18 protein-coding genes, 1 pseudogene and 1 other annotated feature are annotated in these 17,573 nt (G+C 63.1%); of the genes and pseudogenes, 10 read left to right on the top strand and 9 right to left on the bottom strand.

Going from position 1 to position 17,573, the window contains the following annotated elements; genetic code table 11:
• The first annotated feature begins 1 nt into the window (after nt 1).
• From HFP48_RS28625 to HFP48_RS28610, 4 genes are read left to right on the top strand one after another with little or no spacing between them, the layout of a single operon-like run.
• Complete coding sequence (locus tag HFP48_RS28625; RefSeq protein ID WP_168580769.1) at nt 2–430, top strand: OB-fold domain-containing protein; 429 nt, start codon at nt 2–4, stop codon at nt 428–430.
• Nucleotides 423–923, top strand: a complete 501-nt coding sequence (locus HFP48_RS28620; protein ID WP_168580768.1) for a MaoC family dehydratase N-terminal domain-containing protein — start codon at nt 423–425, stop codon at nt 921–923. The genes HFP48_RS28625 and HFP48_RS28620 overlap by 8 nt, the downstream gene beginning before the upstream one ends.
• Nucleotides 920–1,375: a MaoC/PaaZ C-terminal domain-containing protein gene (locus HFP48_RS28615; RefSeq protein WP_168580767.1), complete on the top strand. Its 456-nt coding sequence runs from the start codon at nt 920–922 to the stop codon at nt 1,373–1,375. The genes HFP48_RS28620 and HFP48_RS28615 overlap by 4 nt, the downstream gene beginning before the upstream one ends.
• A gap of 52 nt (nt 1,376–1,427) precedes the next feature.
• The gene (locus HFP48_RS28610; protein ID WP_168580766.1) at nt 1,428–1,856 is read left to right on the top strand and encodes a nuclear transport factor 2 family protein; all 429 of its coding nucleotides are present in this window, start codon (nt 1,428–1,430) and stop codon (nt 1,854–1,856) included.
• 296 nt (nt 1,857–2,152) lie between these two features.
• On the opposite strand, the gene HFP48_RS28605 is transcribed toward HFP48_RS28610, so the two are convergent.
• Nucleotides 2,153–2,734, bottom strand: coding sequence for a transposase (locus HFP48_RS28605; RefSeq protein WP_348983367.1), 582 nt, complete (start codon nt 2,732–2,734; stop codon nt 2,153–2,155).
• Nucleotides 2,735–2,837: 103 nt separating this feature from the next.
• On the opposite strand from HFP48_RS28605, the gene HFP48_RS28600 reads away from it, so the two are divergent.
• From HFP48_RS28600 to HFP48_RS28590, 3 genes are all read left to right on the top strand, one after another.
• Nucleotides 2,838–3,599, top strand: coding sequence for a hypothetical protein (locus HFP48_RS28600; RefSeq protein WP_246872606.1), 762 nt, complete (start codon nt 2,838–2,840; stop codon nt 3,597–3,599).
• Nucleotides 3,600–4,128: 529 nt separating this feature from the next.
• The gene (locus HFP48_RS28595) at nt 4,129–6,105 is read left to right on the top strand and encodes an NAD(P)/FAD-dependent oxidoreductase (RefSeq protein WP_168580765.1); all 1,977 of its coding nucleotides are present in this window, start codon (nt 4,129–4,131) and stop codon (nt 6,103–6,105) included.
• A gap of 81 nt (nt 6,106–6,186) precedes the next feature.
• Entirely contained in the window at nt 6,187–6,921 is a 735-nt protein-coding gene (locus tag HFP48_RS28590) for an enoyl-CoA hydratase-related protein (RefSeq protein ID WP_168580764.1), read from the top strand.
• Nucleotides 6,922–7,107: 186 nt separating this feature from the next.
• On the opposite strand, the gene HFP48_RS31330 is transcribed toward HFP48_RS28590, so the two are convergent.
• From HFP48_RS31330 to HFP48_RS28570, 4 genes are all read right to left on the bottom strand, one after another.
• Nucleotides 7,108–7,335 carry a hypothetical protein gene (locus tag HFP48_RS31330; protein WP_210432849.1) on the bottom strand — a complete coding sequence of 76 codons (228 nt, stop codon included), beginning with the start codon at nt 7,333–7,335 and terminating at the stop codon, nt 7,108–7,110.
• Between the two features lie 154 nt (nt 7,336–7,489).
• Complete coding sequence (locus HFP48_RS28580) at nt 7,490–8,314, bottom strand: mycofactocin-coupled SDR family oxidoreductase (RefSeq protein ID WP_168580763.1); 825 nt, start codon at nt 8,312–8,314, stop codon at nt 7,490–7,492.
• A gap of 62 nt (nt 8,315–8,376) precedes the next feature.
• Complete coding sequence (locus HFP48_RS28575; RefSeq protein ID WP_168580762.1) at nt 8,377–9,660, bottom strand: MFS transporter; 1,284 nt, start codon at nt 9,658–9,660, stop codon at nt 8,377–8,379.
• A 252-nt stretch (nt 9,661–9,912) separates the two neighbouring features.
• On the bottom strand, nt 9,913–10,668 hold the full coding sequence (locus HFP48_RS28570) for a glucose 1-dehydrogenase (RefSeq protein WP_246872605.1): 756 nt from the start codon (nt 10,666–10,668) through the stop codon (nt 9,913–9,915).
• Nucleotides 10,669–10,828: 160 nt separating this feature from the next.
• On the opposite strand from HFP48_RS28570, the gene HFP48_RS28565 reads away from it, so the two are divergent.
• Genes HFP48_RS28565 through HFP48_RS28555 form a run of 3 tightly spaced genes read left to right on the top strand, consistent with a single transcriptional unit; the run spans nt 10,829 to nt 14,234 of the window.
• Nucleotides 10,829–11,968: an acetyl-CoA C-acyltransferase gene (locus HFP48_RS28565; protein ID WP_168580761.1), complete on the top strand. Its 1,140-nt coding sequence runs from the start codon at nt 10,829–10,831 to the stop codon at nt 11,966–11,968.
• The gene (locus HFP48_RS28560) at nt 11,965–13,119 is read left to right on the top strand and encodes an acyl-CoA dehydrogenase family protein (RefSeq protein ID WP_168580760.1); all 1,155 of its coding nucleotides are present in this window, start codon (nt 11,965–11,967) and stop codon (nt 13,117–13,119) included. The genes HFP48_RS28565 and HFP48_RS28560 overlap by 4 nt, the downstream gene beginning before the upstream one ends.
• A 38-nt stretch (nt 13,120–13,157) precedes the next feature.
• The gene (locus HFP48_RS28555; RefSeq protein ID WP_168580759.1) at nt 13,158–14,234 is read left to right on the top strand and encodes an acyl-CoA dehydrogenase family protein; all 1,077 of its coding nucleotides are present in this window, start codon (nt 13,158–13,160) and stop codon (nt 14,232–14,234) included.
• A gap of 211 nt (nt 14,235–14,445) precedes the next feature.
• Here HFP48_RS28555 and HFP48_RS28550 read toward each other — a convergent pair whose 3' ends face one another.
• The 4 genes and pseudogenes from HFP48_RS28550 to HFP48_RS28535 all read right to left on the bottom strand — a co-directional run bounded on the left by HFP48_RS28550 (nt 14,446) and on the right by HFP48_RS28535 (nt 17,569).
• Complete coding sequence (locus HFP48_RS28550) at nt 14,446–14,739, bottom strand: hypothetical protein (RefSeq protein ID WP_168580758.1); 294 nt, start codon at nt 14,737–14,739, stop codon at nt 14,446–14,448.
• 30 nt (nt 14,740–14,769) lie between these two features.
• Nucleotides 14,770–16,011: a TetR family transcriptional regulator gene (locus HFP48_RS28545; protein ID WP_168580757.1), complete on the bottom strand. Its 1,242-nt coding sequence runs from the start codon at nt 16,009–16,011 to the stop codon at nt 14,770–14,772.
• A gap of 72 nt (nt 16,012–16,083) precedes the next feature.
• Nucleotides 16,084–16,266 carry a hypothetical protein gene (locus tag HFP48_RS28540; RefSeq protein ID WP_168580756.1) on the bottom strand — a complete coding sequence of 61 codons (183 nt, stop codon included), beginning with the start codon at nt 16,264–16,266 and terminating at the stop codon, nt 16,084–16,086.
• Between the two features lie 53 nt (nt 16,267–16,319).
• A pseudogene (locus tag HFP48_RS28535) lies at nt 16,320–17,569 on the bottom strand (IS3 family transposase).
• Nucleotides 17,161–17,291 (bottom strand) — a sequence feature (AL1L pseudoknot). (Overlaps the previous pseudogene by 131 nt.)
• Nucleotides 17,570–17,573: the final 4 nt, after the last annotated feature.

Below are 17,573 nucleotides of genomic sequence, written 5' to 3'. Positions count from 1 at the left end.
GATGACCGCGACGACAGTTGAGCACGACAAGCCGGTTCCCCGTCCCACGGATGTGTCCGCGCCGTTCTGGGAGGGTCTGGCGCGAGGCGAGATTCTGATCCAGTACTCACCGTCCGCGGACCGATACGTGTTCTATCCACGATCTCGTACACCGGGCACGCTCACCGACGACCTCGAGTGGCGACGGGTTTCGGGCCACGGTGAGGTCTTCACATTCACCGTGGGTCACAAACCTACGATTGCCGCGTGGGCTCACGACCTCCCACAGACGATCGCCGTTGTCCGCTTGGATGAAGGGCCGCACCTGGTGACCGAACTCGTCGGGGTCAACCCCGGCGACCTGCGGGTGGGACTGCGCGTCCGGCCGTCGTTTGTGCAGCGCGACGATGTGACGCTGCTTCATTACACAGTGGAGGACTCAGATGGCTGAATCGCCGACATTGCCGCGACCGATTCCAGACGAGGCGGCGGCGTGGATCGGGCGTGAGACCTGGTCCGGCGAAGGTACCGTGCGCGCCCGCGAGTTCCAGCGCTGGGCCTTGGCGGTGGGCGAGACCAACCCGCTGTACTTCGATATCGACGTGGCTAAGCGTCACGGCTACCCCGCTTTGGTGATGCCTCCGATGTTCTTGCCGATGGTCGTCCGTCCGCTTCGCGCTCTCGGCGAGCTCCGAGCCGATGGCAGCGTGCCCGAGTATGACCTCCCCGGACTGCCGGAGAGACGGATGGCCGGCGGCGACAAGTCAGAGTTCCTGCGTGCGATCCTCGATGGTGAGAAGGTATTCGCATCCAGGGTGCTCGCCGATATCGTCTCCAAACGCGGCAGATCCGGTGATTTCCTCCTTGCGACGTGGACGACCAGGTACACCGATTCTGATGGAAGTCTCATCGCAACAACTGATTTCAGATTGGTGGCGCGATGAGTACCGGTGATGTCGAAAAGACCGCTTCGATCGACGACCTTCACATAGGCGACCGCCTGCCCGATCTGCAGGTCACTGTCGACCGGGTGCAGATGTTCGCCTTCGGGGCAGCGACACATAATGCGCACCGCATTCATTACGACGTCACGTGGGCGCGGGAGCGCGAAGGCTACCCGGATCTACTGGTCCACGGCCCGCTGCAGACGGCTCTGATGGTTCGCCAGGTTACTGACTGGGCGGGACCAAACAGCCGGTTGACGTCGGTCGGCATGACCAATCTGGCGGTTGCCCATCCGGGTCAATTGTTGACATGCACTGCCGAGATCGTATCCGTGTCGGAAGAACCGTCGGGGCGCCGAGTAGGGCTTCAGCTGATGTGTTCGCGGGACGATACCGTTCTCGTCCGCGGAAACGCTGTCGTGGTGCTCGCTTCGTCCGCAACTCTGAATTGAATAGAGCACTTCCAAGTCGGCTGCGGCCGGCACAACAGAAAGCGAGGAACCGATGAGTACTACCGTCAACGCCGCCGAGCAGAGCAAGCATGTCGTCCAATCGATCTACGATGCGGTTCGGACCGGCAACATCGAGGCCTTCCTGGCCTTGGCGTCCGACGACATGGTACTGGTCGAGGCCGATTCGTTGGCTGTCGGCGGGACCTACGAAGGGCGAGATGCGGTGTTGGGCTGCATCGGGGCGCTCGCCGAGCACTACGATTGGTCTACCCTCGATGTCCAGGTCCTCATCGCCGAGGGCGAATGGGTGGCAGCGCAGGTCCTGGTGATGGCTACCGGTCCCGACAGACTCCAGATCAATATTTCGGAGTGGTGGCGGGTGCGTGACGGTAAGGCTATCGAATGCCGGCCCTACTACCTCGACACCGAGGTCATGAATCGTACGCTGGCGGCGAACGCGTCAGCCCGCAGTGCAAAGTGACCCGGCACAGCACTCCAGGTGAGCGCTGACAATCGGTTCTGTTGGCGGTGACCGGTGATCGTCCGGGCTGTTCTTCACCAGCTGGATGGCGGGGGGAAGTAGCCCGTTGTCGGGCGGTCAGTCGACGATGGCGGCAACTGGTCCCGGCTTGGCAAGGAGGCCGAGGTCGATTGTCGGTCAGGTTGTGGTCGAGTTTCGTAGCCCGCTAATCCGAAAATGAGGTGACCTGCGCACGGGTGCGAACACGTGCCAGCTCCCGGCCGAGCGGAGCGGAAGCGGGCGTGGCGTGGTGCGGGTCAGGCGGCCGGTGTCAAGGTGACGGAGTACCCGAGGGCTTCGAGTTGACGAATGTGACTGTGTTTCCGTCTGTCCGGGTCGAGGTGGCGGGTGAAGTGATCGGCACCGAGATCGGCAAAGGCTGCGTTCTCGTCGGAGAGCAGATGCCAGACAATGATCAGGATCGAACGCCCGACAGCGACGATGGCTCGCTTCTTCCCTCGTCGTCTGGCGATCCGCCGATATCTGGCACCGAGAAACGTGTCGGTGCGGCCCGCAATCACGGCGGCCTCCCCGAGAACCCGGGCAAGGTAGCGGTTGCCGTGCCCGGTCGAACCGTTGCCCTTGGACTTACCCGCGGAGGAGTGGACACCGGGAGAGAACTTCGCCCAAGAGCACAAGTGCCCGGCGGTCGGGAACCGCGACATGTCCACCCCGATTTCGGCGAGAATGATCGCGGCGGCCACCGGCCCGATCCCCGGGATCTCATCCAGCTGCGCCGCCGCCTGCGCGAAAGGGGCCAGCTGCGCCTCGATCTGTTCGTCGACCGCGGCGATGTTGTCCGCGTACACCCTGACGTGACGGTCCAGGTACAACCTCATATGTAGGTGTTCGGCGAGTCCTGCCGTTACTCGCCCACGGCAAGCGCCACCCTTCGGCTCGTCTACCGCCAAGTTGACGAACCCGAAGGGTGGCCCCTTGCCCATGATCCTCGATGGAGAGTCCTGGATGAACATCCGCCGTTTCACAGCACTGCACGAGGCCGGTGCGACCTATGCCGAGATCGCCCGTGAATGCGGCTGCGATTGGCGCACCGGGCGCCGCTACCTCGCCGCCGACGCGCCGACCACCCCGCCGAAGGGCACGTCCCGGGCCGGGACGCAGCCCCGGGCGATCACCGACGAGACCGCCGCGGTGATCGAACAGATGCTCCGCGCCGACATCGGCCTCAAGGCGTCGGTGATCTGCGAACGCCTCGCCGCCGACTACCACATCACCGTGCACTATCAGCGCGTCAAAATGTTCTGTCGCACAGCACGTCCCGTCATTGCCGACGAGTTGGAGGCGGACCGGACGCTGCCCTCGGGTGGATTGCACCGCCGCTTCGACACCGTCCCCGGGGCGCAGGCCCAGGTCGACTGGGGTGAGGAAGGGGACCTGTTCGGCTCCGGGCGCAAGGTCTACTCGTTCCACATGGTGCTCTCCTACTCGCGGGACCCGCTGACGCTGTTTCACCCACAGCATGGGTCTGTCCGCGTTCTGGGGAGCTCACATTCGTGCCTTCGACCACTTCGGTGGTGTCCCGGCCACCGTCGTCTACGACCGCACCAAGACGGTGGTGCGCCGCCACGTCCGCCCTGGTCATGCGGTACCGCTGCACCCGGCTGCGGTCATGTTGTCTCCTTGGCCCACTCAAGACGTCTGTCACAACGGGGGGGTGCTGACGCATGCCACAGAAAGTATTGATGGGGTTCGCGATTTCCACCTGCTGCGCGAATCGTGGCGACGAGGCCAGGATTTCCTGGCGGTGGTCGGTCGCCAAGTATGGCAGCTACGGAGTATGGCACCTACGGACTGTCGCCGGCGTCCGCAGTGATCGCAGTGCCGGCGTGGCGATCCACGTTGGCGGCGAGATGCGGTTCCGCTGCAAGACCGCGCACGAGTGACCGGTGCGTGACCGCCAGGAACGCACTTGCCGAGCTCACCCGGCGGTTCGGTTCGCTGGCATCGGCTTCGCGCGCAGCGTTTTCGGGGATCACCAGCCAGACCCGTCACTCGGTCAGTGTCGGAACGGCTGTAGGCCGCTGATCAGGGCCGGTGCCGCGACCCGAGTCGCGCTAGAGGTTGCTGACGTCTGTGCTGAACAGGGAGGTGGGCACCTCGGCGGCGGTCCGCATCAGGTCAACTCCTCGGCGCATTCCCTCAACCATTTCACCCGCGGCTCGACTTATGTATATACTGACCGCACAGGATACCTAAGAGAAAGAGGTGCGAAGTGACGCTGTCCGCAAGCACCGGCCACCGACCCTTCGAGCAGATCGTCACGCTAGGGAAGGCTGCTGGCCGCCAGCTCATCGACCCGGAGCGACTCGAGGAGGCGTTGCAGGACGCCAATATCCCGACACTTGTCGCCGTATTGGCGCACCTCACCGACGAGGAGCGTTGGTTGCGCCCCCCCTACGCGCCAAGCCGCACCAAGGGTTTGTCGGACAACTCCACCGGCGGATTGGACGAAGGCGCACAGGCCGAGGTCAGGGCTGCCGCCCTGGCTGAGGTCATGCGGTGGTACGACACGGGTCAGCCCGAACGCGAACTCGACGACGATGATCTCGTACGCATCATGAGCGTGTGCATGGGCGAACCCGTCGGCGAGCAGTACGCCGGTCTGATGGCCGAGGAGATGGGTCTTCGTCCCCGGTACGACAAGGAGCGCTTCTCCGAGCTACCGCAGCGTTCGGAGTACTCTGTCACCATTGTCGGGGCGGGAATGTCCGGCATCAGTATGGGTGTCCAACTCAAGGAAGCGGGCATCGCCTTTACGATTCTGGAGAAGAACCAGGATCTGGGCGGAACATGGTTCGAGAATCGATACCCGGACTGCGGGGTCGACACACCGAGTTACTGGTATTCCTTCTCCTACAACCCGACGAACTGGCCTCAGTACTACGCCAAGCGCGACAATGTTCAAGCGTATCTGGCTGCAACCGCCGAAAAGTTCGGACTGCTCGAGCACATCCGATTCGGTGTGCGCGTCGAGGATGCCAAGTTCGACGAGGGTTCCGGCACGTGGCACGTGTCCGGTACCGATTCCGACGGCTCCGAACTCCACGTGGAATCGACTTTTCTCGTATCCGCGGTGGGCCAGCTGAACCAACCCAAGATCCCCAAGATCCCCGGGCAGGACACCTTCGCTCATGAGCAGTTTCATTCGGCTCGCTGGCCGGCCGATCTGGACCTGCGCGGGCGCAAGGTGGCAGTTATCGGCACCGGTGCCAGTGCCATGCAGTTGGTACCCGCAATAGCGGAAACCGTCGAATCGCTTGTCGTCTTTCAGCGATCGCCGCAATGGATCGCGCCGAATACGACTTACAGCCGCGATGTGTCGGATGCCACGCATTACTTGATGGATCACGTGCCGTACTACGCGGCATGGTATCGGATGCGCCAGGCATGGATATTTGGTGACAAAGTGTACGAAAGTCTCGTCATCCACCCAGATTGGCGCGACAATGCCACTGCGGTGAATCCGACCAACGACGGACACCGTGAGTACTTCACGAAGTACTTCCAGAGGCAACTCGAGGGCCGGCCCGACCTCATCGAGAAGGCACTGCCGAGCTATCCACCATTCGGTAAGCGGATGCTACTCGACAATGGGTGGTTCGATTCTCTCAAGCTCCCGCACGTCACCCTGGAGACAAGTGGGGTCGCGGGTATCGGGACCGACTCGGTCCGTACCGCCGACGGTACCGAGTACGACGTCGACGTGATCATCTACGCTACTGGTTTCGACAGCCTCAACCTGCTGGGGTCGTACGAGGTTCGGGGTCGCGACAGTGTACAGCTGAGGACGCAGTGGGGCCACGACGATGCGCGTGCCTATCTGGGCATGACCGAACGGGGCTTCCCCAACATGTTCATGCTGTACGGCCCGAACACCAACCTCGGTCACGGTGGAAGCCTCGTGTTCATCACCGAATGCCACGTGCGCTACATCATGAATCTCATCGCCGAGATGATCGAGCGCGGCGCCAAGACCATCGAATGCCGCGAAGACCTCCGCGATCAGTACAACGCCGAGATCGACGTGGCGCACGAGAGTCTCATCTGGACGCACCGCGGAATGAAAACCTGGTACCGCAATGACAGCGGCCGCGTCGTGACCAATTCACCGTGGCGGTTGATCGATTTGTGGGAGCGGACCAAAGATCCAGAGATCGGTGAGTATGAACTGGACGCCGCAACCCGCTGACCGCTCCCGACATCGGACGGCTGATCTGACGACGACGTCAGACAGCATTCGTCGAGTCGAGCGAGATCCACGGAGACATATATGAAAACCGTTCGGATAGAGCACGTCGGCCCGACAGCGGTCGTGACTCTCGACGATCCCTCCTGCCGCAACGCGATTTCACTGACGATGGCCGCTGAACTCACCGACGCACTGACGGGGTTGGACCGCGACGAATCTGTGCACGCGGTCGTCCTCACCGGCAGCGGCTCGGCGTTCTGTGCGGGCGCGGATCGTACGGTGCTGCGGACCGCCGACGAGTCCGCTCTGCGTCAGGTCTACTCCGCGTTCCTGACCGTACGCGACCTCGGCCTGCCAACGATCGCCGCTGTCAACGGCCCCGCGGTGGGTGCTGGATTCAACCTGGCGTTGGCCTGTGATGTACGTGTCGCCGCAGAGTCGGCCGTATTCGACTCACGATTCATCTCGATCCCGATCCACCCGGGTGGTGGTCATACCTGGATGCTCGACCGCGCGACATCACCCCAGGTGGCCGCGGCGATGACGCTGTTCGGTGCTCCGCTTCGCGGCCGCCGGGCAGCGGAGCTGGGCCTCGCATGGAAGTGCGTACCCGACGCCGAACTCCTTCAGACAGGCATCGACATGTGCGACCGGCTCGCGGATGCGCCGGTCGGGTTGATCCGCGAGATCAAGGAGACGCTTCGTATTGCACCCGGCTACGCCGACCATCGCGAGGCGAACGAGTACGAGCTGCGCCGGCAGGTGGCGAGCACAGAGCGCCCCGAGTACCGCAAGAGCTTCGACAGCGCACGGTGAGCGTGCGGGGACAGGCACCGCGGCCGACCGCGGCTCACGAGGCAGCGGGCCGACGCGGACACCGCGGTGGGTGATGCACTTCCGATAAGGAGCGCATCGCCCGCCGCGGCTTTTCACGTGACTACTCGACCAAGAACCCCGGCGTTCCGTTGCCCCCGCGGCCCGAGAGGCCCTGTGTGGATCTGATCAGGACGATCGCGCCTCCGTCCCCTTGTTGGATGAGATGAGGCGCAGCGGCCTGGACGGTGTGTCGAACACCGGCGAGATGCGTGGCGACGTGACCTCGAACGCGGCCATGGCGGGATGCACGTTTTCGCTCTGGGACGCGATGTCGTTCGCGATGATGTCGGCGCCGGTCGGGTTATCCGCGAGATCAAGGCGACGCTTCGTATCGCACCCGGAGACGCCGACCACCGCGAAACGAGCGAGTACGAGCCGCTGGCAAGGGGCGAGCACAGAGCGCCCCGAGTGCTTCGTAAGCGCACAGTGCAAGCGGACGGAACAGACACCGCGGTGGGCGATGCACTCCCGATAGGGAGCCCATCGCCCGCCGCGGCATTTCAGGTGACTATTTGACCAGGAACCCCGCGTCGACTGGAAGCGTCACTCCCGTGATGTAGCGTGCATTGTCGGAGACCAGGAAGACGACCGCGTTGCTGACATCCGCCGGCTCTACCATGTCGACCGGCATGAGGTTGGTCAGTGCCGCGCCCACGCTCGGAGACGAATTGAGGAATTCCATGACCGCCTCGTTCGCCACCATGGGCGTGTTCACGCCGGTCGGATGTATCGAATTCACCCGAATCCGGTACGGCGCCAGCCAGTTGGCGTACGAGCGCATCAATCCCACCACACCGTGCTTGGCGGCGACGTAACCGTCCATGGCGCCGGATCCGTTGCCACCGCGGCCCGAGAGACCCTGTGTGGAACTGATCAGGACGATCGCGCCTCCGTTCCATTGTTGGATAAGATGAGGCGCGGCAGCCTGGACGGTGTGTCGAACCCCGGCGAGATTGGTGGCGATCGTGTCCTCGAACGCGGCCAATGGGTCCGGCTCGTTCGCTGAGAATGCGACGATGCCCGCGTTGGCGATGACGATGTCGAGGCGGCCGAGTTCTGCGACGCCCGCATTGATTGCTTCCTTCAGCGCATCCGAGTCGCGCACATCGGTCTGGTAGGTGGCGATCCGGCGATCACGGGCCTCGACATCGGCGGCGGTTTGTGCGAGGTCCTCCGGTGTTGCCATGGCGTACTGGACGCTGTCGATCTGGGATGCGATGTCGATCGCGATGATGTCGGCGCCTTCGTCCGCGAGTCGGAGTGCATGACTTCGCCCTTGGCCTCGGGCCGCACCCGTGATGAGGGCGACCTTGCCCTCGAAAAGTCCGCTCATGATTGCTTGTCCTTCAGTGCGACCCGATGCGGCGGGGTCTGTGAATCGGCAGGGCCATCGACCTACGGCTGAACAAGAGACTTGTCCATCTGCGCGGGCGACGATGTGCCTGTGGGGCTTTCGCGGACAGACGGGACGAGCACGACAGCTAGTGCACCGAGTGTGGCTATCGCGGCGAAGACCGCGACGCTGGCAGTGAGTCCCGCCGCCGCTGCCACTAGCGCACCACCGATGAGCGGTCCTGCGATGGCCCCCAATCGCCCGAAACCAGAAGTGAACCCGAGGGCGGTGGCTCGGTAACCGGTCGGGAAATGCGTCGCGATATAGCCGTAGACGACGATGCCTGCGCCAAGGACTGTCGCTCCCGAGATCCCGATGACCAGATACGTCAGCACAATCGGCTTTGGAATCGAAACGACGAACAACGACAGTCCGGCGATCAGGAACATTCCACACGCCACCCACTTTCCCCCACGCAGATCGGCAAGAGCAGATCCGAACAGTCCGCCGAGAACGCCGCCGAAGTTCAGTACCAGAAGGAATGTCAAGGCTGAGCCGAGTTCATAGCCGGCACCTTGCATGAGTTTGGGCAACCAGGTATTCAGTGCGTAGTTGAGGCAGAGACCCGACGCTATGGAAATCGCCAGGAGCGTCGCGGCCACTGAGGTTCGTCCTCTGAACAGGTCTCGAACAGTACCGGATTCAGAAGTTGCCGAATCGCTCCGATCCGAACGCGCTGAACGCGCTGCGGTGAAATCAGTCGACTCCGGCAGCAACCATACCGCCAGCGGAACCAGGGTGACCAAGGGCAGCGCACCGAGCATGAACATGCCCCTGAATCCGATCGGCTCCAGTAGGAGAATAGTCGCGAAAGCGGCCAGCATCCCGCCCGCCGGGAATCCGGCCAACATGATCGAGTTGATCAGGTTCCGCCGCTCCTTGGGCGCTGTCTCGACGACCAACGCGATGGTTGTGGGGACGAGCCCACCGAGACCCAGTCCGGCCAGGAATCGGAACAGACCGAGCAGTTCAGGCGTCGGCGCCAAGGCGACCGGGATCATCAGTGCTGAAAACCACGTAATGCATCCGATCAGCACACGTCGTCGTCCGATGAAGTCGGTCAGAGTTCCGGCGGCGATCGCCCCGAAAAACATGCCGAAGAGCGCATAACTTCCTATGGCACCGGCTTGTTGGGGTGAGAGGTTCCATTGCGGGACCTCGAGCAAGGAAGGTACGACAGAGCCGTACACAACCATGTCGTAGCCGTCGAAGACAAGTGCGGCGAAGCAGATCGCCGTGACGACAGCGGTTCTTCTTTCGCTCGATTTCGATGGGGGAAGTGACATTCGAACTCCTGGTGGATGTGGAGCGGAGTCACAGAAGGCATGTCGCTCTTCGTGACTCCTGAACTTGTCGGAGCCGCTCAACCGAGGTGATGGCCAGCATGATCATGCGAGAGGTAATCTAGCTCACATCGGTGTTTATATATACTGATCGGACAGATTTCATCGCTCGGACCTATCGGGGAGGTCGCATGGCTCGAATACGACGTAATGGTGACGGCTCCGTTGTCTCACCGTGCAAATCCGAGCGGTGGGTCAATCGACCATGGTCAGTCCGCCGCTCGTGCTGAGAACCTGCCCCGTGATGAAGCTGGCGAGCTCGGATGCGAAGAAGAGCACTGCTCCGGCGACATCCTCCGGAACGGCAATTCGGCGCATGGGCGTCGCACGCGCAAGCGCTTCCTGCTTACGGATCGGGATGTTGGCATCGAAGAGTGGTGTTCGAGTCGGGCCCGGGCAGACGCAGTTGACAGTGATGTCGTGCTGCGCCACCTCGCGCGCAAGTGATTTGGTGAACGAGATCATGGCACCTTTGGTGCCGGCGTAAACCGTCTCGCCGCCGTTCCCCACGCGTCCGGCATCGCTCGAGACATTAACGATGCGGCCACCGCCCGCATCGACCATGCCCTGCAGGAAAGCATGCGTCACCTGCACCGGACCAAGGTAGTTGACGTCGATGAGCTCGGGCCAGACCGCAGGTTCGTTGTCGAGGAAAGCGCCATATCGGTCGAGCCCGGCATTATTGACCAGAAGAGGAACAGTGCCGAACCGCGCCATGACCTCATCGCGCATACGCAGCACACTATCGTTCTGCGAGATATCGACACCGTATCCTATAGCACCAGAGCCGATTTCCTTTGCGACGGCTCGGGCACGCTCGGCGTCACGTCCGAGGATGACGACCGTGGCGCCCGCCTCTGCAAGAAGGTCGGCAATGGCACGGCCGATGCCGGAAGTCGATCCGGTAACGACGGCCACCTTGCCGTTCATATCCACGTTGATTCCACCCATGTGCACGAGCCTCCTTGTTGCCGATATGCCAGTAGTCCCGCAACCACGAAGGCGGGAGCAGGCGAATGTCCAATGTGTATACTGACTGATCAGGACACCTGTTCGCAAGGCTCTCTCCGAGCATTCGGTGATGAGACAACACCTATGGAGGTGGTTTCACATGGCCAACGCGCTGCTGGCCGGCGGTTCACGGACACCCATCGGGCGGCGGAACGGTCGGCTCGCCGGCGCACATCCTGCCGAGCTTCTCGGCGGGCTCATGCGCGCAACCCTCGACTCACTCGCCATTGATGCCGGAAAGGTTGATCAGGTGATCACCGGGTGCGTAACCACAGCGGGTGATCAGGCGAACAATGTCGGACGGACCGCCTGGCTCACGTCGGGACTGCCAGTAGCAGTGCCCGCCACCACAATCGATGCGAAATGCGGATCGAGCCAGCAAGCAGTGCACCTCGCGGCCGGTCTCGTCGCCAGCGGCGTGGCCGACGTCGTGCTGTGTGCCGGACTGGAGCACATGAGCAGCCACCCGCTGGGACAGGATGTCGGATCAGGGATGGGGGATCCATATTCGGCCGAGTACCGCGAGCGCTTCGAGGTGACCGGTCAAGGCGAGGCCGCAGAACGTATCGCCCAGCGATGGAAGCTGGATCGGATCCGGTGTGACGAGATTGCCGTCGCCTCACAGGAGCGCGCCGCGGCAGCCATCGCTGCCGGCCGGTTCACCCGGGAGATCACAGCGGTCGGAGAAATCGACACCGATGAAGGACCCAGGCCGTCGACAATGGAGACGTTGTCTCGGCTCAAGCCCGTCTTCGATCCTGGCGGCGTACTGACTGCGGGCAATTCCTCACAGGTGTCCGATGGCGCATCCTGCGTGGTGGTCGTTTCCGATCGTTTCGCGCGGGACAACAACTTGACGCCGTTGGCCGAGATCGAACATCAGGTGCTGGTCGGTGTCGACCCGGTCATCAAGCTGACGGGCCCCATCCCGGCTACGAAGCGCCTGCTGGCGCGCTCCCAGGTCGGTCTGGACGAGGTGGGAGTCGTCGAGGTGAACGAAGCTTTTGCCAGCGTTTTGGGCGCGTGGTTGGAGGAATTCCGCCCCGAGGGAGCAACCTTGGATGCGGTCAACGTCAACGGTGGTGCCATCGCGCTCGGCCATCCGGTCGGCGCCACCGGAGCCAGGCTTCTCTTGACGGCCGCCCACGAACTCGCCGAATCGGGACACGAGCGAGCAATCGTCACCATGTGCTGTGGTGGTGGTCTGGGTACCGCGACGATGCTGCGAGCACTGTCATGACTCTCTCATACCGGCCGGCCGACGAGGCCCCATTGCGTCTGCCGCCCGCGGGTGATCTGACGGCCCTTCGTTCTGCCACCCGCCGTTTCGTCGAGAAGGAGCTCGCGACGGGCGGCTTCCGACCCCAGGTCGATTCGTGGATGTCCGGTTTCGACCGTGACTTCAGCCGTCGTGCGGCCGCCGCGGGCTTCGTCGGGATGACCGTTCCAACTGAGTACGGCGGGCAAGGCCGGACGTACCTCGAGCGGTTCGTTGTCACCGAGGAGCTGCTCGCGGCGGGTGCGCCTGTCGCCGCGCATTGGTTTGCCGACCGACAGATCGCACCCGGGCTTCTCAAACACGGGACCGACGCTCAGAAAAAGAGGTATCTCCCGGCGATCGCCGCTGGAGAGCTGGCCTTCTCGATCGGCATGTCCGAACCGGAGGCCGGATCGGATCTCGCCGCCGTCGCCACCCGTGGCCGCAGGACTCGCGGAGGTTGGCACGTCAGCGGCCGCAAGGTGTGGACGTCACATGCGCACCGGGCAGATTTCCTGCTCGCCCTGGTACGCACCGACCCGAAATCTCGGCGTCATGATGGGCTCAGTCAGGTACTGGTCGATCTGCGAGCACCCGGTGTGAACATCAGCCCCATAGTCTCGCTCCACGGCCGGCACGACTTCAACGAAGTCGTGCTCGACGATGTCTTCATCCCCGACCACCAGGTTCTCGGCGTCGTGGGTGAGGGCTGGCAGCAGGTCATCGCAGAACTCGGTTATGAACGATCGGGTCCGGAGCGTTTCCTCTCGGTGCAGCCGGTCCTGGAATTGTGCGCCGATGCTGTTCGAGCCGGTGATTTCGCGCCGACGCCCGCTCTGGGCCGGAATCTGGCACGCGTGATCGCGCTCCATCATGCCTCGGCACAGGTCGCCGTCAAACTGAGCAGCGGCGAGAGCGCCGATTTCGAGTCGTCGGTGGTCAAGTTGCTCGGCACCATGACAGAAGGCGATGTTCTCGAGGATCTCGCCTACGCCCTCAATGCCGGAGAACATTCGGCCTCGCTGCGCGACACCTTGGACGAGGCGCTGCTCGCACGCCCCGGCTTCACCCTGCGTGGCGGAACCAACGAAATCCTTCGGGGCATCGTGGCTCGGATTCTCGGGCTCCGCTGAGGCCTATCACATCCACCAGCGCGAAGACGGAGCTTCACATGCACAGCAAGCACACAGCCGACCCTGATGTGGTCACGCTCATCGACCAGATCTTCGCCGATTGGCAGCGCCGTCGATCGGTCGCCACAGACGGCGATCTCGATATGGAGCTCTGGCGCCGGCTCGAGGAGCTCGGACTCGCGGAACTGACGTCGACGCCTGAGGGCGGGACCTGGGCCGAATCGGCGGTTCTCCTGCGGACCGCGGCGCAGTACGCCGCACCGATACCGTATGCGGAGCACGATCTCGTGGCGCGGTGGCTGTCTCAGCGGACCGGTCTTCCGTGTACTGGCATCGCCACCGCGGCCTCGATGCGTAGCTCACCACGACCCGGCAATCATCTGGAAGTGAGTGGTCGAGTCCCGTGGGCAAGCGTCGCGGATACTCTCGTAGTGGTCTGGGAAGACACGCACGGGTGGCGAGCCTGCTCGGTGAGTCCCGAGAACTCACAGGTCCGGATCGAGCCACATCGCGATCTGTCCGGCCGCAGCTACGACCACGTGAGTTTCGATCCCTCGGTGATTGCCTCGACTGCCATCGACCCGACGACGGTCGAGGTGATGCGGCTACGGACGATCCTGGCCCGTACCGCACAGATGTCCGGCGCTATGTCCGAGTCGGTCCGTGTCGCGACGCGATACTCAGCCGAACGGAATCAGTTCGGCAAGTCGATCGGGTCGCAGCAGGCCGTGCAGCGCCTCGTCGTCGATGCCGCCGCGGAATGTGCCCTTGCCACACTCTCGCTCGATGCCGCCGTCGCGACCGCTGTCGATGCCGGCGATGATATCGCAGCGCTGCAGCTTCCCGTTGCGGTGGCTGCTTCTCTGATGTGGCACGCCTCGTCGGTCGTCATCCGCAACGTGCATCAGGTCTTGGGCGCATTGGGGACGACTCGGGAGCACACGCTTCACAGGTTGACGCGGCCGGTTCTGGCATGGCGTGCCGAGGAGGGGACCGCGGAGTCCGGAGACGCTCGGATCGCGCGTCTTCTCTTGTCCGGGAAGGGTTCGGTGTGGTCGAAGATCGTTCCGCTGAGCGAAGCTCCAGACTCCGTCTCCGCCGTGCCGACACGTTAGTGCGAATCGATGGGTGAATTTGCGCTCACTCTGGGTGCCGATTCGCTCGATCATCCCTTCGGACATCGTTGACAGGAACACTTCCGGAGCGATTGCTCGGAGCGTGCACCGGACCCTGCGCGAGGCGCGGACCTGCGCTTCCCGGGCCCGAGCCCCGGGCGCCGTGCCGGTGGTGGCTTGTCTGCTGGTCTGAGATCCACTTGCAGTTCGGTCATCCGATCGCCTCGGCCAGACAGTCCGGGAGTCGCGCGAGCAGCGTCGGAAGACTCTCGACCGGGTCGTCCTTACGGTCGACGAGCAGCTCGAGTGCAAGCCTGGCCGCCGTAGCGGCGGCGGCCAGGTGAACCTCAGGCGCGGTGGCACCGACACCGGCCCGGGCCACGATTGAGACGCGTTGGCCGTTGTCGGCGTCCTGGTAGCTCGCGAGCAGAACCGCGCAGAGCCGGGGCCGCGAAGACGAGCGGGTATTGCTTCCCGGTGCCTGGACCCGGTCCGCATGCGCCATTGCGTCAGCTCGGCAAGCCGATGATCCAGATCATGAAGGCTCTGCCAGCCCTTGAAGGAAGAGGTCGGCGAAGACCGCGCCGACCTGGTTGGCGGTCAACCGTCCGCTCGACCGGTACCACCGTGACATCCAGTTGAGCATGCCGAGAAGCGTGAGCGCCGTAACGTGGGGATGCACGCGTTTGAAGACACCGGCGTCGATACCATCGCGAATCACTCGCTCGAAACCATCCACGTACTGGCGGTGCAACGCGTCGATCCGGGCGCGGTTGTCCTCGGTGAGGTATCGGTGCTGATCGAGCGAGATCCGGACGGAAGCGGATTCCTTCTCCATGATCCGACTGTGGTTGATCACCAATCGGCGAAAATGCGACCCCGGGTCGCCAAGGCCCTGCGACGCCTGGACTTGGCGGAGATCGTCGAGACGAGCCAGACAGAATTGAAGGTTGAGGGCATAGAGGAGGTCTTCTTTCGAGCCGATGTGATAGAACAATCCACTCTTCGTGACCCCTGCGGCCTCCGCGATCTCCCGTGTGTTGGTCTCCAGGTAACCTCGTGTCGCGAACAACCGAGTTGCTGCCTCGATCACCGGAGGAGGAAGTTTCGTCGGCTCCACACCGACCGCTTCCGCGGTTTGTTCCAATCGAGAGGCCCGTTTATGGGGCCGTTTGGATGCGCGCGGGACGGCCTCCGCAAGCCCGCCCACCAAGAGGTCCGACATCAGACCGGAGAGCTCTTCGATACCGAATTCGCCCGAGGGTGAATACCACAGATAAATGCTGCCGACCGCACCGAAGACTCCGAACGCCGCGATGTCCACGTCCCATTGCCGGAACGCGCCGGCCCGTTGGCCAGCGCGTACCAGATCACGGAACCCGCGTTCGAAGGCGTCCCGTCGATCGACGATCTTCGATCGCGCCTCCGGTGGAAGATTGTACTGCTCTTCGAAGAAAACCCGGACGGCGTTCTGATGCTCGACTAGCACGGTAACGAACGAGCGGATGAATGTCAGCACCTGTTTCGTGGGGTCGTCTTCGCTGTTGTATCGATAGTTGAGATCCTCGGCGGCACGAAGGAACCGCTCGTGAATCATCGGCAAGATATCCTGCTTGGTGGGCACATAGCGATACAACGTGCGCTTGGTGACGTTCGCGGCTGCCGCGATGTCGTCCATGGTGGTATGGCCGTAGCCCTTGCTCCCGAGGAGTGCTGTCGCGACATCGATGATCTCCTCGCGTCGCTTCTGCTTCGCCGCTGGTGCCCGTGAAGCCATGTAAACCTCTGCTTCGCTGCTGTGATTGTGGACCCGATCGTGCAATCGAGTTGTGCGATCTGTTCGGTTGGTTCACTCCAGTATGGTCCACGATCCGGTCAGGATCACAACCTGCCCCAGAATCGGTTCCGTGCAGCGGCGTCGAATCCGGGTGGTGGCGAAAATTGCCGCCACGCCTGCGAGTGGCGCGTTCCACTTCTCGATGTCAGACAAGTCGCCCACGTCGAGGTGATAGTCGTGGTTGGGGATCTTCATCCGAACCGACTGTCGATATCGGTCAGGTCGCCTCTACCTGTTGCGCCCCGGGTTCAGTGGAGGCTCTCGATGACCCGCTCGGTTGTTCCGACGGGGATGTGTGAATGGTAGTAGGACTGTTCGGCTTCGACGGGCGGGATCATCCCGATTTCACCGTGGAGGCGGCGATAGTTGAACCAGTCGACGTACTCGGCCACTGCGATCTCGAGGTCGTCGATCGATCGCCAGGGGCCCTTGTTACGGATCAGTTCGGCCTTGAACAGGGAGTTGAACGCTTCCGCGAGGGCATTGTCGTACGAATCACCACAGCTGCCGACCGAGGCGACCGCGCCGGCCTCGGCGAGGCGCTGGGTGTAGCGAACGGCTCGATACTGCACTCCGCGATCGGAGTGGTGGATCAACCGCGGCAGGTCCTGACCTGTATGTTCGCGGGTCCAGATGCCCATCTCTAGTGCGTCGAGGGCGAGATCGGTGCGCAGACTCGTCGACAGCTGCCAGCCGACGACGCGACGAGAGAACACGTCGATCACGAACGCCGCATAGACCCATCCGGCGAACGTGCGGACATAGGTGATGTCGGCAACCCACAGTTGGTCCGGCGCTGAGGCCGTGAATCCGCGTTTGACCAGGTCGGCGGGCCTGTCGGTGTCCGCTGCGGCGATGGTGGTCCGCGGGTTCTTCGTCCTTCCGATACCGCGAAGCCCTGCGGTGCGCATCAAGCGTTCGACGGTGCACCGGGCCCCGGGTTCCTTGTCGATTCAGCTCTGCATGGACCTTGCGGGCTCCGTAGACGGCGTAGTTCTCGGCGTGGACTCGGTGGATCTGCTCGGTCAGGTCGCCGTCGCGGACCGTCCTCGGCGATGGTGGGCGGGTTTTGGCTGCGTAGTACGTCGACGGGGCGATCTGGACTCCGGCCTGTGCGAGGACTCGGCAGATCGGCTCGACCCCGTAATCGGCTTTGTGGCGTCGATGTAGTCGACGATCACTTGAGTTTGCGGTCGAGCTCCGCTGCCGCGAAAAACGCCGAGGCCGTTTTCAGGATCTCGTTGGCACGCCGCAGCTCTCGGTTCTCGCGTTCGAGTTCGGCAATGCGTTTCGCCTCGTCCGTCGTGGTGCCCGGACGGACACCACCGTCGATCTCGGCCTGACGAACCCAGGTACGCAGGGCCTCGGGGTGGATGCCCAGTTGATCAGCGATTCGCTTGATCGCTCCTGTTTTGGATCCTGGATCGCGGCGTGCCTCGACTGCCAGTCGCGTCGCTCGTTCCTTCAGCTCCTCCGGGTACTTTCGCGGTGCTCCCATGGAT

Source organism: Rhodococcus sp. DMU1, assembly GCF_012272955.1.
Classification (GTDB): domain Bacteria; phylum Actinomycetota; class Actinomycetes; order Mycobacteriales; family Mycobacteriaceae; genus Rhodococcus; species Rhodococcus aetherivorans.
The sequence above is the reverse complement of the archived record's forward strand: the minus strand, read 5'-3'. Positions and strand labels throughout refer to the sequence as shown.

Excerpts from the sequence above, each read along its gene's own strand:
- HFP48_RS28590 (WP_168580764.1), top strand. The coding sequence starts at position 6,187 with ATGAAAACCGTTCGGATAGAGCACGTCGGCCCGACAGCGGTCGTGACT.
- HFP48_RS28580 (WP_168580763.1), bottom strand. The coding sequence starts at position 8,314 with ATGAGCGGACTTTTCGAGGGCAAGGTCGCCCTCATCACGGGTGCGGCC.
- HFP48_RS28600 (WP_246872606.1), top strand. The coding sequence starts at position 2,838 with ATGATCCTCGATGGAGAGTCCTGGATGAACATCCGCCGTTTCACAGCA.
- HFP48_RS28565 (WP_168580761.1), top strand. The coding sequence starts at position 10,829 with ATGGCCAACGCGCTGCTGGCCGGCGGTTCACGGACACCCATCGGGCGG.
- HFP48_RS28540 (WP_168580756.1), bottom strand. The coding sequence starts at position 16,266 with ATGAAGATCCCCAACCACGACTATCACCTCGACGTGGGCGACTTGTCT.
- HFP48_RS28545 (WP_168580757.1), bottom strand. The coding sequence starts at position 16,011 with ATGGCTTCACGGGCACCAGCGGCGAAGCAGAAGCGACGCGAGGAGATC.
- HFP48_RS28575 (WP_168580762.1), bottom strand. The coding sequence starts at position 9,660 with ATGTCACTTCCCCCATCGAAATCGAGCGAAAGAAGAACCGCTGTCGTC.
- HFP48_RS28570 (WP_246872605.1), bottom strand. The coding sequence starts at position 10,668 with ATGGGTGGAATCAACGTGGATATGAACGGCAAGGTGGCCGTCGTTACC.
- HFP48_RS28605 (WP_348983367.1), bottom strand. The coding sequence starts at position 2,734 with ATGAGGTTGTACCTGGACCGTCACGTCAGGGTGTACGCGGACAACATC.
- HFP48_RS28625 (WP_168580769.1), top strand. The coding sequence starts at position 2 with ATGACCGCGACGACAGTTGAGCACGACAAGCCGGTTCCCCGTCCCACG.
- HFP48_RS28555 (WP_168580759.1), top strand. The coding sequence starts at position 13,158 with ATGCACAGCAAGCACACAGCCGACCCTGATGTGGTCACGCTCATCGAC.
- HFP48_RS28560 (WP_168580760.1), top strand. The coding sequence starts at position 11,965 with ATGACTCTCTCATACCGGCCGGCCGACGAGGCCCCATTGCGTCTGCCG.
- HFP48_RS28550 (WP_168580758.1), bottom strand. The coding sequence starts at position 14,739 with ATGGCGCATGCGGACCGGGTCCAGGCACCGGGAAGCAATACCCGCTCG.
- HFP48_RS28615 (WP_168580767.1), top strand. The coding sequence starts at position 920 with ATGAGTACCGGTGATGTCGAAAAGACCGCTTCGATCGACGACCTTCAC.
- HFP48_RS28610 (WP_168580766.1), top strand. The coding sequence starts at position 1,428 with ATGAGTACTACCGTCAACGCCGCCGAGCAGAGCAAGCATGTCGTCCAA.
- HFP48_RS28620 (WP_168580768.1), top strand. The coding sequence starts at position 423 with ATGGCTGAATCGCCGACATTGCCGCGACCGATTCCAGACGAGGCGGCG.